General features: G+C 38.1%; 15 protein-coding genes and 2 pseudogenes. 15 read left to right on the plus strand and 2 right to left on the minus strand.

All coding sequences use genetic code 11. The features are described from left to right. Positions 1-48: 48 nt before the first annotated feature. The 13 genes and pseudogenes from I6L50_RS14860 (at position 49) to I6L50_RS14920 (ending at position 11,817) form a co-directional block, all read left to right on the plus strand. Positions 49-241: pseudogene (locus I6L50_RS14860) on the plus strand (hypothetical protein). Then, positions 210-3,158, plus strand: a complete 2,949-nt coding sequence (fdhF, locus tag I6L50_RS14865) for a formate dehydrogenase subunit alpha (RefSeq protein ID WP_219301914.1) — start codon at positions 210-212, stop codon at positions 3,156-3,158. Before I6L50_RS14860 ends, fdhF begins: the two are co-directional and overlap by 32 nt. Positions 3,159-3,317: 159 nt before the next feature. Next, positions 3,318-3,800, plus strand: coding sequence for a helical membrane plugin domain-containing protein (locus I6L50_RS14870; RefSeq protein ID WP_219301915.1), 483 nt, complete (start codon positions 3,318-3,320; stop codon positions 3,798-3,800). Positions 3,801-3,950: 150 nt separating this feature from the next. After that, positions 3,951-4,295: a Na-translocating system protein MpsC family protein gene (locus tag I6L50_RS14875; RefSeq protein ID WP_002012015.1), complete on the plus strand. Its 345-nt coding sequence runs from the start codon at positions 3,951-3,953 to the stop codon at positions 4,293-4,295. 16 nt (positions 4,296-4,311) lie between these two features. Then, the gene (gene fdhD, locus I6L50_RS14880; RefSeq protein ID WP_002086466.1) at positions 4,312-5,109 is read left to right on the plus strand and encodes a formate dehydrogenase accessory sulfurtransferase FdhD; all 798 of its coding nucleotides are present in this window, start codon (positions 4,312-4,314) and stop codon (positions 5,107-5,109) included. A 20-nt stretch (positions 5,110-5,129) separates the two neighbouring features. After that, complete coding sequence (moaA, locus tag I6L50_RS14885) at positions 5,130-6,146, plus strand: GTP 3',8-cyclase MoaA (RefSeq protein WP_219301916.1); 1,017 nt, start codon at positions 5,130-5,132, stop codon at positions 6,144-6,146. A gap of 207 nt (positions 6,147-6,353) precedes the next feature. Next, the gene (locus tag I6L50_RS14890; RefSeq protein ID WP_219301917.1) at positions 6,354-7,148 is read left to right on the plus strand and encodes a formate channel; all 795 of its coding nucleotides are present in this window, start codon (positions 6,354-6,356) and stop codon (positions 7,146-7,148) included. A 24-nt stretch (positions 7,149-7,172) separates the two neighbouring features. Continuing rightward, the gene (locus I6L50_RS14895) at positions 7,173-8,189 is read left to right on the plus strand and encodes a molybdopterin-synthase adenylyltransferase MoeB (RefSeq protein WP_219301918.1); all 1,017 of its coding nucleotides are present in this window, start codon (positions 7,173-7,175) and stop codon (positions 8,187-8,189) included. Between the two features lie 19 nt (positions 8,190-8,208). Beyond that, positions 8,209-9,521, plus strand: a pseudogene (locus I6L50_RS14900) (molybdopterin molybdotransferase MoeA). Beyond that, positions 9,502-9,966 carry a molybdenum cofactor biosynthesis protein MoaE gene (locus tag I6L50_RS14905; RefSeq protein WP_219301919.1) on the plus strand — a complete coding sequence of 155 codons (465 nt, stop codon included), beginning with the start codon at positions 9,502-9,504 and terminating at the stop codon, positions 9,964-9,966. Before I6L50_RS14900 ends, I6L50_RS14905 begins: the two are co-directional and overlap by 20 nt. A 4-nt stretch (positions 9,967-9,970) precedes the next feature. Further along, positions 9,971-10,207, plus strand: coding sequence for a molybdopterin converting factor subunit 1 (gene moaD, locus I6L50_RS14910; protein WP_061675190.1), 237 nt, complete (start codon positions 9,971-9,973; stop codon positions 10,205-10,207). A gap of 48 nt (positions 10,208-10,255) precedes the next feature. Further along, entirely contained in the window at positions 10,256-10,744 is a 489-nt protein-coding gene (moaC, locus tag I6L50_RS14915; protein ID WP_016103075.1) for a cyclic pyranopterin monophosphate synthase MoaC, read from the plus strand. Between the two features lie 20 nt (positions 10,745-10,764). Next, positions 10,765-11,817 (plus strand): P-loop NTPase, encoded by a 1,053-nt coding sequence (locus tag I6L50_RS14920; RefSeq protein ID WP_219301920.1) that lies wholly within the window; start codon positions 10,765-10,767, stop codon positions 11,815-11,817. Positions 11,818-11,903: 86 nt separating this feature from the next. Here the strand turns inward: I6L50_RS14920 and I6L50_RS14925 are convergent, their stop codons facing one another. Then, positions 11,904-12,704, minus strand: a complete 801-nt coding sequence (locus tag I6L50_RS14925) for a flagellin N-terminal helical domain-containing protein (RefSeq protein ID WP_219301921.1) — start codon at positions 12,702-12,704, stop codon at positions 11,904-11,906. A gap of 175 nt (positions 12,705-12,879) precedes the next feature. Continuing rightward, the gene (locus tag I6L50_RS14930) at positions 12,880-14,247 is read right to left on the minus strand and encodes a flagellin N-terminal helical domain-containing protein (protein ID WP_085310239.1); all 1,368 of its coding nucleotides are present in this window, start codon (positions 14,245-14,247) and stop codon (positions 12,880-12,882) included. Between the two features lie 256 nt (positions 14,248-14,503). On the opposite strand from I6L50_RS14930, the gene I6L50_RS14935 reads away from it, so the two are divergent. Next, positions 14,504-15,289: a lytic transglycosylase domain-containing protein gene (locus I6L50_RS14935; protein ID WP_219301922.1), complete on the plus strand. Its 786-nt coding sequence runs from the start codon at positions 14,504-14,506 to the stop codon at positions 15,287-15,289. Positions 15,290-15,354: 65 nt separating this feature from the next. After that, positions 15,355-15,579: a flagellar motor switch protein FliN gene (locus I6L50_RS14940; protein ID WP_000775712.1), complete on the plus strand. Its 225-nt coding sequence runs from the start codon at positions 15,355-15,357 to the stop codon at positions 15,577-15,579. Positions 15,580-15,582 lie beyond the last annotated feature (3 nt).

Genomic DNA, 15,582 nt, shown 5'->3' on the forward strand with positions numbered 1-15,582 from the left:
TTTTTCGATTTAACGCTATAATTACAGTGTTAAAGATGGAATCGTGATATGACCTGTTATGAATCTATCATTTTATTTATGAATAAATGGACTGGTATTTTAGCAAGATGTGCTAATAAACTACTCCACCATGATGATAACGTGCCAAAAATGTGGTGCGTATATTTTCGTGGTGGAGTTTTTTTTATTCTCAAAAAGGGGGAGTAACCATGAACGACAGCATGGTTCATATTACAATTAACGGCAAAGAGTATAATGCTGAGCCTGGTTCAACTATACTGGGCATTATTAATGAGAACGGAATTGAACATCCACAAATTTGTTACGTGCCGGAAGTGGATCCTATTCAAACGTGTGATACTTGTATTGTAGAAGTTAACGGAAAGCTTGTGCGATCCTGTTCTACTGTAGTGACGAGCGGTATGAATATTGAGTTGTCCTCTACTAGTGCGAAGGCAGCACAACATGAGGCGATGGACCGTTTACTAGAAAATCATTTACTTTACTGTACGGTTTGTGACAACAATAACGGGAATTGTAAACTGCATAATACGGCAGAATTAATGGAAATTGAGCATCAAAAATATCCTTATGAACCAAAAGTTGATACAGGCGAAGTTGATATGTCCCATCCATTTTACCGCTATGACCCGAATCAATGTATCGCATGCGGTCAATGTGTAGAGGTGTGTCAAAACTTACAAGTAAATGAAACGTTATCTATTGATTGGGAGGCAGAGCGCCCACGTGTTATTTGGGATGAAGGAGTAGATATTAACGATTCTTCATGTGTAAGCTGCGGTCAATGTGTAACGATTTGTCCTTGTAATGCTTTAATGGAGAAATCGATGCTTGGTGAAGCTGGATTTATGACTGGGCTGAAGCCGGATATTCTTGAACCTATGGTCGATCTTATTAAAGAGGTTGAACCTGGATATAGCGGTATTTTCGCTGTGTCAGAAGTAGAAGCTGCGATGCGTGACACTCGTACGAAGAAGACGAAAACAGTATGTACGTTTTGTGGTGTAGGTTGTTCATTTGAAGTATGGACGAAAGGGCGCAAAATTTTAAAGGTACAACCAACTTCTGAGGCACCAGTTAATGCAATTTCTACTTGTGTAAAAGGAAAATTCGGTTGGGATTTCGTTAATTCTGAAAAACGACTTACGAAACCTTTAATTCGTAAAAATGGAGTGTTCGTTGAATCGACTTGGGAAGAAGCGCTTCATGTAGTGGCGAATAAATTGGGCTCTATTAAAGAAGAGTACGGTAAAGGCTCTATCGGCTTTATTTCTTCTTCTAAAATTACGAATGAAGATAATTATGTTATTCAAAAATTAGCGCGTCAAGTGTTCGAAACGAATAACGTTGATAACTGCTCACGCTATTGTCAATCGCCAGCAACAGACGGATTGTTCCGCACTATTGGAATGGGCGGGGATGCAGGAACGATTAAAGATATTGCGCAATCAGGTCTTGTTATTATCGTCGGTTGTAATCCAACAGAAGGTCACCCAGTATTAGCAACTCGTGTGAAACGTGCGCATAAACTTCACGGTCAAAAACTAATCGTTGCAGATCTTCGTAAAACTGAAATGGCAGAGCGTTCGGATATCTTTATTAGTCCAAAGCAAGGAACGGACCAAGTATGGTTAATGGCTGTTACGAAATATATGATTGATCAAGGTTGGCACGATCAGCAGTTCATCAATGAGAATGTAAACTTCTTTGATGATTTCAAAGATAGTCTCGCGGAATATACGCTTGAATATGCAGAAGAGATTACAGGCATTTCAAAAGAAACGCTCGTTACAATGGCAGAAATGATTCGTGATGCAGACGGTACGTGTATTCTTTGGGGAATGGGCGTAACGCAAAATACTGGTGGTTCAGATACTTCCGCTGCAATTTCAAACTTACTTCTTGCAACAGGAAACTATCGCCGTCCAGGTGCTGGTGCATATCCGCTTCGAGGTCATAATAACGTACAAGGTGCTTGTGATATGGGAACACTTCCAGGTTGGCTTCCAGGATATCAGCACGTTACTGACGATGTAGAACGTGCGAAATTTGAAATAGCTTACGGAGTAAAAATTGATAACAAACCAGGTCTTAATAACATTGAAATGCTTCACGCAATTGATGAAGGAAAAATGAAAGCTATGTATCTTGTTGGAGAAGATATGGCTCTTGTAGACTCTAACGCAAATCACGTACATGAAGTGTTATCAAGCCTTGAATTCTTTGTCGTTCAAGATGTGTTCCTTTCTAAAACAGCTCAATACGCTGATGTAGTATTACCAGCAGCGCCATCTCTTGAGAAAGAAGGTACTTTTACAAATACAGAGCGTCGTGTACAAAGATTATATCAAGTGCTTCCAACGCTAGGAGATGCGAAACCAGACTGGTGGATCGTGCAGGCAATTGCTAATAAGTTAGGCGCAAACTGGAATTATAATCACCCAAGTGAAATCTTTGCGGAAATGGCAAGCTTATCACCACTATTTGCACACGCAAACTATGAAGTGCTTGAAGGGTGGAACAGTTTCCACTGGGGAAGTTTTGATGGTACGAATACGCCGCTTCTATTCAAAGATGGATTTAACTTCCCGGACAAAAAGGCTCGTTTTGCGATAGCTGATTGGGTACGTCCTGCTGAATTCCCAGCAGAATACGATCTTCACATTAATAACGGCCGTATGCTTGAACATTTCCATGAAGGGAACATGACAAATAAATCAACTGGTATTCAATCGAAAGTACCAGGTGTTTTCGTCGAAGTTTCTCCAGAACTTGCAAGGGAACGCGGAGTGAAAACTGGTTCGTTAGTACGCCTTGTTTCTCCATTTGGAGCACTTAAATTACGTGCACTTGTAACGGATCGTGTAAAAGCGAATGAACTGTATTTACCGATGAACTCGACGGATAAAGAATCGGCAATTAATTTTTTAACAGGTCCTGCCGTTGACTTGCGTACAAACACGCCGGCATATAAGCAAACGAAAGTACGTATGGAAGTGTTAGAAGTTGATGGCGAAAATCCGATGCCAAAAACGAACCCGCGTAATAAAAAGCGTCATCCTCAAAACGGTATTGAGGTAAATCGTAAGTGGGCTCGTCCAGGATACGTACATTTAACGGATAAAGTGAAACTTTAATCAGTGGGGGTTTTCTTTATTACCCACTGATTATTAGCTGAACCAATCGGGCGTTTACGGGCAGCCCGACCCCCACCTAAATTCTTTGCTTTCGCTGAATTTTGAGGTAGGGTTCTTACTGCCTGCAAATAGCGGGATAACTAAGGGGGAGAAAAGAATATGGCAGCACCTATTCAAGCGATCCAGAAACAGGAGCTAACTGAGGAAGAAATGAAACAACAAAAACTCGAAGCTTTAAAAGAACTGCTAGCTAATAATGAAGATGCTTTAAATCAAATGTTTAATATAGTAGGTGAATTAAATGACATTGGGATGCTAGAAGCAGCAAATTCTATGCTGAAAGCGAAAGAACCAATCGCAAAAATCGTTCTAGGCCAAGTCACTCGTGAACCAGTTACAAATTTAATTAATAATATGATGGGCGCTGCAGGAGCTTTAACAGAACTTGATCCGGAACTTACGAAAAAGCTTATAGGTAGCGTATTGACAGGTATGGATGAAGGAAACCAGCATCTGCAAAGCAATAAAAAAGTAGGAATATTAGACCTTATGAAAGTACTGAAAGACCCAGATATTAATCGTGCTATCGGATTTGGTCTTCATTTCTTAAAAGGTATGGGTAAAGGGTTAAAAGAAGAATAGATAAGCAACAATAATAGTATTTCATATGTTGTTTGCGTACTTGAGATAATTGTAAAAGGTGATCCATTTCGTCTCATTATTAAATAGTTTAGGCGAAATGGTCATTTTGTTAAAATAGTTGTGATGGAATAACTAGGAAGGAATGAGAGTATGTCAAAAATGGTACATGAATTTAATGATATGATCCGAAAGCTTCGAAAAGAGTTGTTCGGGAAAGGGCCGGAAAGAATTCATACTGTATTTACCGAGAACATGGCGATTGCAACACTTTATGGGAATTTAACACCTACTGAGAAATTTATTTCGGGAACTACGGATGGGGCGGAAATGGTTCATATGGCTCGAACGAAAATGATTCAAGAAGTGTATGTGGCTAATCCTCATGAACATTTAGAAGAACTTGTTGGTGCGAAGTTAGTTCATCTGTTTTCTGATATGAAAGTAGATGAGGATATTGCAGTTTCCGTGTTTGTTTTTGATAAAAATATAACGTGAGAGAAGGATGCTCATCGTGAAATCGATTCAGGTGGAACGGAAAATTTTTAAATATGAGCAAGGGGAATTTAAACATATAGAGGACAGCATTGTAACAGAGTTTCCTGTTACGGTTAAAATTAACGGCCAGGAATTTGTTACAATGGTTAGTACTCCAGAGTATATTGAAGATATGGTAATTGGCTTTTTAGCCTCTGAAGGCATTATCCGAAAGTATGAAGATATTGATGAAATATGGATGCAAGAAAAAGAAGGCTATGTACATGTAAAAACGACGAAAATCAATCCTTATTATCGTGACATACAAAACAAGCGTTATATTACTTCGTGCTGTGGAATGAGTAGGCAAGGGTTTGTTTTTGCGAACGATGCGCTGACTGCGAAAGAAATGAATGATATTCGCGTAAAGATCTCTGCCGAGGATTGTTTTCGGTTAATGAATGATATGCAGCAATCTGCGTCTACGTTTCAACATACAGGCGGCGTTCATAATGCAGCTTTATGTAATGTGAGTGGAATTGTTTTAAGCCGCATGGATATAGGAAGACATAACGCTTTAGACAAAATTTACGGCTATTGTTTAAAAAATAACATTTCGATTGGTGATAAAATTATTGTTTTTAGTGGACGTATCTCTTCTGAAATTCTATTAAAAGTTGCGAAAATTGGCTGTGAAGTAATATTGTCAAAATCAGCTCCAACTGAGTTAGCATTAGAACTAGCGGAGCAGTTAGGGATTACTACAATAGGCTTCATTCGTAATAAATCTTTAAATGTATATACGCATCCAGAGCGGATTATAAATATAAAATAAGTAGAAACGAGGCAATAATCATGAAATCTGTTACATTAGACAAATTAGATCGTCCTTTAAAGGATTTACGTATTTCTGTTACTGATCGCTGTAATTTTCGCTGTCGATATTGTATGCCAGAAGAAATATTTGGTCGTGATTATTCTTTTTTGTCTAATGATAAAATTTTATCTTTTGATGAAATTGAAAGGATTACACGTATTTTCGTTTCTTTAGGTGTAAGAAAGTTACGTATTACCGGAGGAGAGCCTTTACTTCGAAAAGACTTACCTGAACTCATACAGCGGTTAAACGAAATTGAAGGAGTAGAGGATATCGGTTTAACGACAAATGGATCATTACTTAAAAAGTTTGCTCCAGATTTATATAAGGCGGGTTTATCTCGTGTAACAGTTAGTTTAGACTCGTTAAATGAAGAACGATTCTCTTATTTAAATGGGAATAGAAGTAAAGTAAAAACGGTTCTTGCGGGCATACAGGCTGCAGCGGAAGCCGGAATGAAAATTAAAATGAACATGGTTGTCCAAAAAGGGAAAAATGAAGAAGACATCGTTCAGATGGCAGAGTACTTTAAAGAGAATAAGCATATCCTTCGGTTCATTGAATATATGGATGTCGGAAATTTTAACGGCTGGGAATTAGGTGAAGTAGTTTCTAAGCAGGAAATAGTAGAGATGATTCATAAAGTTATGCCGCTTGAACATATTGAAGCGAACTATCCTGGTGAAGTTGCAACACGTTATCGTTATGTTGGTAGCGAAGAAGAAATAGGAATTATTTCATCTGTAACGGATTCGTTCTGCTCATCATGTACAAGAGCGCGTATTTCTGCAGAAGGAAAATTGTATACATGTTTGTTTGCTTCTAAAGGAAACGATCTTAAAGAATTACTTCGCTTTGGATATACGGATGAGGAGATTACTAATGTTATTCGTGACATTTGGAATAATCGTTCAGACCGTTATTCAGACGAACGGTTAAGCAATACGAATAAAAAAGCAATGCCGAAAATTGAAATGTCGCATATCGGTGGCTGAGAAGCTACTAAGAATGTAGATTCTCTTTGTTAACGTAAATAGTGGGAAATGTGCAAGTTTTGTACACTTTCTATGAGTATAGTAAAAATGATGATTGATATTTCTGTAAGAGATATGCAGAGAGATTAAGCAGCATTCAAAAATCCTTACGATGTTAAGGGTTTTTGGTGCTGCTTTTTTTAGATGAGAAAAATGGAGGAATTGGTTATGGCATTTCATAAACCGGAACAAATTGCTGCGCTTGTGATTGAATCCGGTGTTCAAAAGGTGAGGCAACCGCTATCAGCGATGCTTATTCTTGGTTTTTTAGGAGGAGCATTCATTTCGTTAGGATTTTTACTTAATATTCGTGTTCTAGGTAATGTACCAGAGCAGTGGGGAAGTTTAGTCAATTTTATAGGAGGAGCGGTTTTTCCTATAGGACTTATGCTCGTTGTTTTAGCAGGAGGAGAATTAATTACGGGAAACATGATGTCGATGGCCATGGCACTGTATGCACGGAAAATTTCATTGAAACATGTGTTAAACAATTGGACGTGGATTACTTTAACGAACTTCGCAGGTGCGCTTTTCGTAGCGTATTGTTTCGGTCACCTTGGCGGGTTAACTGAAGGTGCCTATTTAAATAAAACGATAGCGATAGCTCAAGATAAATTACATGAATCTTTCGGGAGAACTTTAATTTTAGCAATTGGTTGTAACTGGCTCGTTTGCCTTGCAATTTGGTTAGCGTATGGAACGAACGATTTAATCGGAAAGATTGTTGGGATTTGGATTCCGATTATGGCGTTTGTCGTAATTGGGTTTCAGCAAGTAGTAGCAAATATGTTTGTCATTTCAGCAGTTATTTTTGCTGGTCACCTTACGTGGATGGATCTTGCGAAAAACTTTGTGCCAGTCTTTATCGGAAATGTAATTGGCGGAGCTGGATTTGTTGGATTCGCTTATTTTTCTTGTTATCAGAAACAAAGTGCTACCGAAGAAGATGTAATGAAAAAATAACAGTATTTGAAAGGAAGGCACCTCATGATAGAGCGGTATTCACGACAACAGTTGTTCACTCCTATTGGAAAAGAAGGGCAAGAGAAGATTAGAAATAAGCATGTGTTAATAGTAGGGGCAGGTGCATTAGGAAGTGCAAGTGCAGAAAGCTTTGTACGTGCAGGTATCGGGAAATTAACGATTATTGATCGCGATTACGTAGAATGGAGTAATTTACAGCGGCAACAACTTTACGCTGAACAAGATGCGATAGAAAAGTTGCCAAAAGCAATTGCAGCGCAGAATCGTCTCAAACAAATTAATTCAGACGTGCAAATTCAAGCGCTAGTAATGGATGCAAGAGTAGATAATATGGAAGCCTTATTAGGTGGTGTCGATGTCATTATTGATGCAACAGATAATTTCGATATTCGGTTTGTGATCAATGATACATCACAAAAATATAATATCCCTTGGATTTACGGTTCTTGTGTCGGAAGTTATGGCATGAGCTATACAATTATTCCGAAGAAAACACCGTGCTTACATTGTGTACTGAAAAGTGTTCCTGTTACAGGGGCGACGTGTGACACAGTTGGAATTATTAGTCCAGCTGTTCAAATCGTTGCAGCGTACCAAGTGGCAGAAGCATTCAAAATTTTAGTAGAAGACTATGAAGCAGTTCGGAAAACTTTTTTAATGTTTGATATATGGAGTAATCAATATCATTCTATCAAACTAGGAAAAATCAAAACGGAAGACTGTCCTTCGTGCGGAACAAATAGAACTTATCCTTATTTATCATACGAAAATCAAACGAAGACAGCTGTTTTATGCGGAAGAAATACAGTTCAAATTAGACCGGCGCATAATAGACATTACAACTTTGATGAGTTAGAAAAAGTATTAAAGAACCACGGGAAAGTTGATCGGAATCCGTATTTGCTCTCTTGCCAATTAGAAGAGTATCGCATCGTCATTTTTCATGATGGTCGTGTATTTATTCATGGCACGAATGAAATTCAAAAAGCAAAACAACTATACTATCGGCTATTAGGCTAATAGAAAGGGATTGGTAATGATGGAAAGAAGGGTACCGATTACAGTTGAAGAGGCTGTTCGTAAAGTGATGGAATTTGCTAATTGTGGTGTAAAAGAACTAGTACCACTGGAATTAGCATATGGGCGTACGTTAGCAGAAGATTTAGTGGCGGATCACGATGTGCCTTCTTTCAATCGCTCGCCATATGATGGATTTGCTATTAGGGCAGAAGATACTTTACGAGCTAGTCGTGAGAATCCAATCGTATTTGAAGTCATCGGTGAAATTGGAGCAGGTTCCGTATTTCCTACAGAAGTAGGAGCGTTTCAAGCAGTTCGAATTATGACAGGGGCACAAATTCCGAAAGGATGTAATGCGGTCGTCATGCTAGAACTGACTCGTCATCGTCAATATGAGAATATCGGAAAAAGCTATATGGAAGTGAGACGCTCATTTAAAGAAGGGGACAATATATCCTTTCAAGGTGAAGACGCACGTAAAGGAACCGTTCTCGCAAAAAGGGGTTGCTACATTAATCCAGGTATTTCTGCTCTTCTTGCTACATTCGGTTATAGTGAAGTGCCAGTAGCGAAAAAGCCTGTTATTGGACTATTAGCGACTGGGAGTGAACTTCTCGATGTAAATGCAGAACTACAACCTGGGAAAATTCGAAATAGTAATACGCATATGATATCGTCTCAAATTCGAAGAGCAGGTGGAAGAGTAAAATACTTTGGGAAGTTTAGCGACGATTTGAATACGTGCTACGAAGCAGTGAAGAAAGCGTTAAGCGAAGTGGATATGTTAATTACAACTGGTGGTGTTTCGGTAGGCGACTATGACTATTTGCCAGCTATATACGAAAAATTAGGCGCATCAATTCTTTTTAATAAAGTAGCCATGCGGCCGGGTAGCGTCACGACTGTAGCGCAATTAAACGGAAAATTATTATTTGGATTATCAGGAAATCCATCTGCTTGCTATGTAGGTTTTGAAGTATTCGTAAAACCTAGCATTCGTGCGTATATGTTTAGCGAAAAACCACATGTAAAGCGAGAAAAAGCAATGCTCGGAGAAGATTTTCTAAAACCGAATCCATTTACAAGATTTGTACGGGGAAGCTTCAGTATAACGAAGGACAACTAATCGCTTATCCATCAGGATTTGATAAATCTAGTTCCGTTTCTTCATTAGCAGAATCAAGCATTTTTATCGTATTGCTAGGCGGAACGAGAGGATATAAGAAAGGGATGTTTGTAGACATTCTTTTATTAGAAGATAACGAAGGTAGTGAATGGCCTTGGACATTCCGTAAAGTAGGGAGAGGTTTTGATGGGACAAGCACGATTTGAAATTGTCGATAATCCGATTGTAGTTGAAGAAGTAACGAATAAAGTAGCAAGACGAGAAGCAGGAGCAATTACAACTTTTATTGGAACAGTAAGGGAATTAACGAAAGGAAAACGAACGTTACATCTTGAGTATGAAGCATATAAACCGATGGCGGTAAAAAAGCTTACTGCAATTGGAGAAGAAATTAAGAAAAAGTGGCCGGATGCGAAAATAGCAATTACGCACCGAGTAGGACGATTAGAAATAATGGATATCGCCGTTGTCATTGCAGTATCGTCACCGCATCGTAAAGTAGCGTACGAAGCGAATGAATACGCAATTGAACGTATAAAGAGAATCGTCCCAATTTGGAAAAAAGAATTTTGGGAAGATGGAACGGAATGGATTGGAGATCAACTTGAAAATACTCCGTATCCAGAAGGAAAGCCAAAGAAAGAAAAATGAGAAAATGATTACAATTTTACTGTTCGCAAATTTGCGAGAAGAAGTTGGCTCAGAGAGATTAGTAATAATAGAAAAAAGAGAGATAAATGTTCAGCAATTGAAAAAATGGCTGGAAGATAACTATCAATTACAGATGCTAGATAAAGTTATGGTAGCGATTAACGAAGAATTTGTAACGGACGAAGAAATCGTAAAAGTCGGAGATATCGTAGCGTTTATCCCGCCTGTAAGTGGAGGTTAATTCTTTCCATTCGAACATTTCATCTTTCATACGTTAAGGAGGATCATTATGAGTGAATTTTCGCACTGGAATGAAGAGGGAAGAGCTAAAATGGTTGATATTTCTCAAAAGGACATTTCAACACGCACAGCTGTTGCGCAAAGTACAATTTCTTTATCAAATGAATTATTTGAAGCAATTCAAAGTGGTGGGTTGAAAAAAGGAGACCCGCTTCAAGTAGCACAAGTTGCTGGCATAATTGGTGCTAAAAAAACAGCGGATATAATCCCGATGTGTCACCCGATATTAATCCAAGGAACAGACTTTACGTTTCATTATGAAAAGAAAACTGATGGCTATGAATTAATCATACGAGCTACAGTAAAATGTAGTGGGAAAACAGGTGTAGAAATGGAAGCATTAACGGCCGTATCGATTGCCGCCCTTACTTTTTACGATATGTGCAAAGCTGTTGATAAAACGATGGTTATGAAAGAAACATATTTAGTACAAAAAACGGGCGGAAAAAGCGGAGACTTTTTTCACAAGATAAAATAATTACAATGGAAGGAATGTGTATGATGATTACTCACGAACAGATTATGAACGCTTTAAGCCATGTAGAAGATCCTGAGTTACACAAAAGTATTGTGGAACTAAACATGGTCAGAAATATAAAAATAAATGGTACAGAAGTTGGGCTAGAAGTAGTTTTAACGATACAAGGTTGTCCGTTGAAAGCAAAAATACAAAAAGATATTGAAGAATCCCTTCGAAACGTTGGGGCATCAAAAGTTTCCTTAACATTTGGCTCAATGACACCGGAAGAACGAGCTGCATTAACAGCGTCTTTAAAGAAAGAAACTAGAACGGAAACTGGAATGCCTAGTATGCTTCGACCTGATTCAGGAGTACGTTTTATTACTGTAACAAGCGGGAAAGGGGGAGTCGGAAAATCAACTGTGACAATTAATCTTGCTACTGCTTTAGCACGTATGGGGAAAAAGGTCGGGATTTTAGATGCAGATATATATGGATTCAGTATCCCTGCTATGATGGAAACGAATGAAAAACCAACAATGATTGATCAAACAGCAATTCCAGTCGTTAGTCACGGTGTTAAAATTATGTCGATGGGATTCTTTACAGAGGGAAACAACCCAGTTATGTGGCGCGGGCCGATGTTAAACAAATGGATACAAAACTTCCTTGCGAACACGCACTGGGGAGAATTAGACTACCTTCTTCTAGATTTACCACCTGGAACAGGAGATGTTGCGATTGATGTTGCTGCGATGATTCCGCAAGCGAAGGAAATTATCGTTACAACTCCTCATAGTGTAGCTTCATTTGTCGCATCTAGAGTAGGAGTAATGGCAAAACATACGAAACACGACATTTTAGGTATCGTTGAAAACATGGCATATTACGAAGAACAAGACGGCTCAAGAAACTATCTCTTCGGAAAAGGCGGGGGCGAAATGCTAGCAGAACAATTGCAAACAGAAGTGATAGCACAAATACCGTTTGCGAAGCGTGAAGAGAATGGTGGTTCATGTGTATATGATGAAGATTCACTCGTTGGGGACATGTTTACTTCTTTAGCGGAGGATCTTATTTATAAAGGATAGATGGATAGAAAAGTGGGATACATAGCACGTATGTATCCCGCTTTTTATTTTTTATAGAGTAATTTCAATAGTTTTAAAGGTTATATTTAAGATTGTAGTAATTTCGAAACCATTTGCGGTATTTGATTTGCTTGTGAAACCATACTAAGTGCAACTTCAGTTAACAATTTAAACTTTAAGAAGTCACTCATCTCTTGCGCCATATCCGCATCCTCAATTCGAGAAGCAGCATCTGTTAACGCCATACTTTGGCTATTTAAATTTTCAATATTAAATTGTAAACGATTCATCATAGCACCGAGGTCGGCACGATGAAGTGATACACTTTGCAAAGCCTCTTCAATTTTACGAATCGCCGCTTTTGCTTCTTGTTCTGTTGAAATCTTGATGTCATGTTGTGTAGGGGAAGGGGGAATATGTTTCGCGATATCTATCGTATGACCGATATCGTCTAACGTAATAGGACGGTTTTGTCCGTCAAATACAGATAAATCGTTAAACTCAGTCGTCTCACCGATATAGCCAATTTGTTCTGTTAAAGATTGAAACTCTTTATTCAGCGAATCACGGTTTTTATTTAAATTTGTACCGTTCGCAGATTGAACAGCTAAATCACGCATACGCTGTAAAATATTCGTAACAGTTTGAAGGGCAGCTTCGGCTGTACGAAGCATCGATATCGCATCCTCATTATTACGAATCGCCACACGCATACCACTTGCTCTCGCATGCATACGAGTTACAATCGCAATATTAGCGGGATTATCAGAAGCATTATTTAATTTCTTACCAGTCGCCAAATGCTCCATCGCAACATTCATACGTTTCTCATTCTCATACAACGACTGCCTAGCATTCAAGCTCAAAATATTCGTACCAATACGCATAATAGACACTCCTTATTTATATATGGTCTTAATGCCCAAAAACGGTTATGAAAAGAAAAGGGACCTATGCTCTCCTCCACCTAAAAAAAAAGGTTTTACAAATAATTCATCTATATAGAAAAAATGAACCTCTCCGCAAGCAGAGAGGTTCATTCATGAAGCTAAATCAAATGGCTTATTGTAATAATTTAGAAACCATTTGTGGAGTTTGGTTTGCTTGAGAAAGCATGCTGATACCAGCTTCGTTCAAGATTTTGAACTTAGTCATTTCAGACATTTCTTTCGCCATGTCAGCGTCTTCGATTTGAGAAGCAGCTGAAGCCATAGAAGAAGATTGGCTCTTCAGGTTGTTTACGTTAAAGTCAAGACGGTTTAATGTAGCGCCTAAAGTTGCACGGTTAGATGCAATTGTTTCAAGGGCTTTATCAATCGATTTAATTGCATCTGAAGCATTAGATTTTGTAGAACCTGCTGCAACTTCTGCAAATACTTTACCGATTTCTTGTGCGTTCTCCAAAGTATTTCCAGAACCGTCAGCTTTATTGAATTTATCAAGTGCTGCTGTAACTTTAGCTGCATCTTGTGCGTTTAGACCACCTTTGATTTTATCGAAATCAGTCTTAAATGCATCTACAGCAACTTGTCTTTTGGTAGCTGTATCACCAGTAGCAGTAGCATTTAAATCAATTAATGCTTGACCCTTAGTACCAGCAGTACCAACAACAGTGCTATCTGCTGGTGCCATAGTTTTATAAAGGTCACCAATCGCTTTAGCGTTGTCTAGAGTTTTGTTGTTTGTGTATTTATCCATGGCAGCAGTAATTTTATCAGCATTTTCAGCGCTTAGACCAGATTTAACTTTATCAAATTCTGTTTTAAACTCATTCACAGCATCGTTTAACTCATCTGTAGTTTTTGTGCCAGTAAGACCAGATAGAGCTGCTTGTTTAGTACCTGCAGCACTAATGTCACCAGTAGCAACACCAGCTAATGCTGTACCAGCACCAGCACCAGAGATACTTAATTTATCAATTAATAGCGAAGAAGTAGAAGAATCAGCTAAGTTAATGTTAATCTGTTTAGCTGTGTCAGCACTGTCAAGAGTTTGAATAGCGATTGAAGTGTTTTCGCCATTTAATAATTTCTTATCATTAAACTCTGTGTTTTTAGAAATGTAATCGATTTGTTCTTTTAATGCAGAAAATTCTTTATCTAATGCTTTTTGGTTGTCACCAGTGTTCGTACCGTTTGCAGATTGGTTAGCGATGTCACGCATACGAAGTAAGATGTTAGATACAGAGTTTAAAGCTGAATCAGCTGTACGGATTAATGACATACCATCTTGTGTGTTGTTAGCTGCAACTCCTAATCCGCTTTCACGAGCACGCATACGAGTTGCGATTGCAAGACCTGCTGCATCGTCAGAAGCGTTGTTGATACGTTTACCGCTTGATAAACGGTCCATAGCGTTGCTCATTTTTGCTTGGTTTTGGCGCATGTATTCTTGCGTACGCATGCTATTAATGTTTGTGTTAATTCTCATGTTAAGAACCCCCATTTTTTTATATTGACTTTTCTGCAAATCGAAAAACGGTAATATGCGAAAAAATCGATTTCGAGATTTATTGTAATCCTTGCTATAACGGGTGTCAACTAAAAATTCGAATTAATAAATATAAAAAAATAACAGTTTAACAATATATTCATTTTTTTATTAAAATATTATTAAAAGGATTATTGCAAACTTTTTTAAAAAACTCTAATATTAGATTATCTTTGTTTACCGAAAAGGTGATATTATGGTAATTGGAAATATAGTAAAAGAAGTTCTTGCATATAAAAAAGGACAAATGCAGCAAAAGTTAAGTAGTCCGCAGGCGTTCGTTAGTAGTCGTTTTCAAGATCAATTGCAGAGTGAACCTGCGAAGGAGACGAAGGTTACTCCGCAAATGGCAAAAGTAGAAGATATGAGTCAGCCGGTACAATCTACGAAAATAGAAACGGTTGTTAATAAGCCGGAAGAACTTATTAATAAAGTAGAGGAAACGAGTAAGCCTGAGGAGAAAGCTGAAACGAAGAAAGTAGATGAAGTGCAAGTCGCACAAAAAGAGTTTGAGCGACGTTTCTCAGAAACGAAAAATGAGCCTGCTGATACGTGGGGATTAACGAATAAATATAATATTCAGAAAATACGTTCTTCAAATGAAGGTAAGTATGAGGATATTATTGATCGTGTAAGTAATACATATGGAATTCCGAAAACGTTAATTCAAAAAATGATTGAAGTAGAGTCTAATTTTAATCCGAAAACGGTGTCACATGCAGGGGCGATGGGGCTGATGCAGCTTATGCCAGCGAATGTGAAAGAGATGGGTGTAAAAAATCCATTTTCACCAGCTGAAAGTATTGAGGGCGGTGTGAAAGAGTTAAGCGGTTATTTAAAGAAAAATAACGGTGATCTCGTATTGGCACTTGCTTCTTATAATGCTGGCCCTGGTAATGTGAGAAAGTACGGAGGCGTACCACCATTTAAAGAAACGCAAGGATATATTAAAAAAATATTAAATATCGACGTTTCGAAATAGAAAATTTCATTATATAAATAGAGAACATGAAATTTTTGTGAACATGATATGGGAGTTGGCTAGATTTGAAATTACAAGATGATATTCCGTTAACGATTTATTTTGAAATCGGAAATACGAAAAAGAAAATTGAAGATCTGCTTCATATTACGAAAGGTACATTGTATCGTCTTGAAAATTCAACGAAAAATACGGTGCGTCTTATGCTTGAGAATGAAGAGATTGGAACCGGAAAGATTTTGACGAAGAATGGGAAAATGTACGTTGAAATTGTTGAATTGAAAAGGTAGGGA

Source organism: Bacillus sp. FDAARGOS_1420 (genome assembly GCF_019344915.1).
In the GTDB taxonomy this organism is placed as follows: Bacteria; Bacillota; Bacilli; order Bacillales; family Bacillaceae_G; genus Bacillus_A; species Bacillus_A mycoides.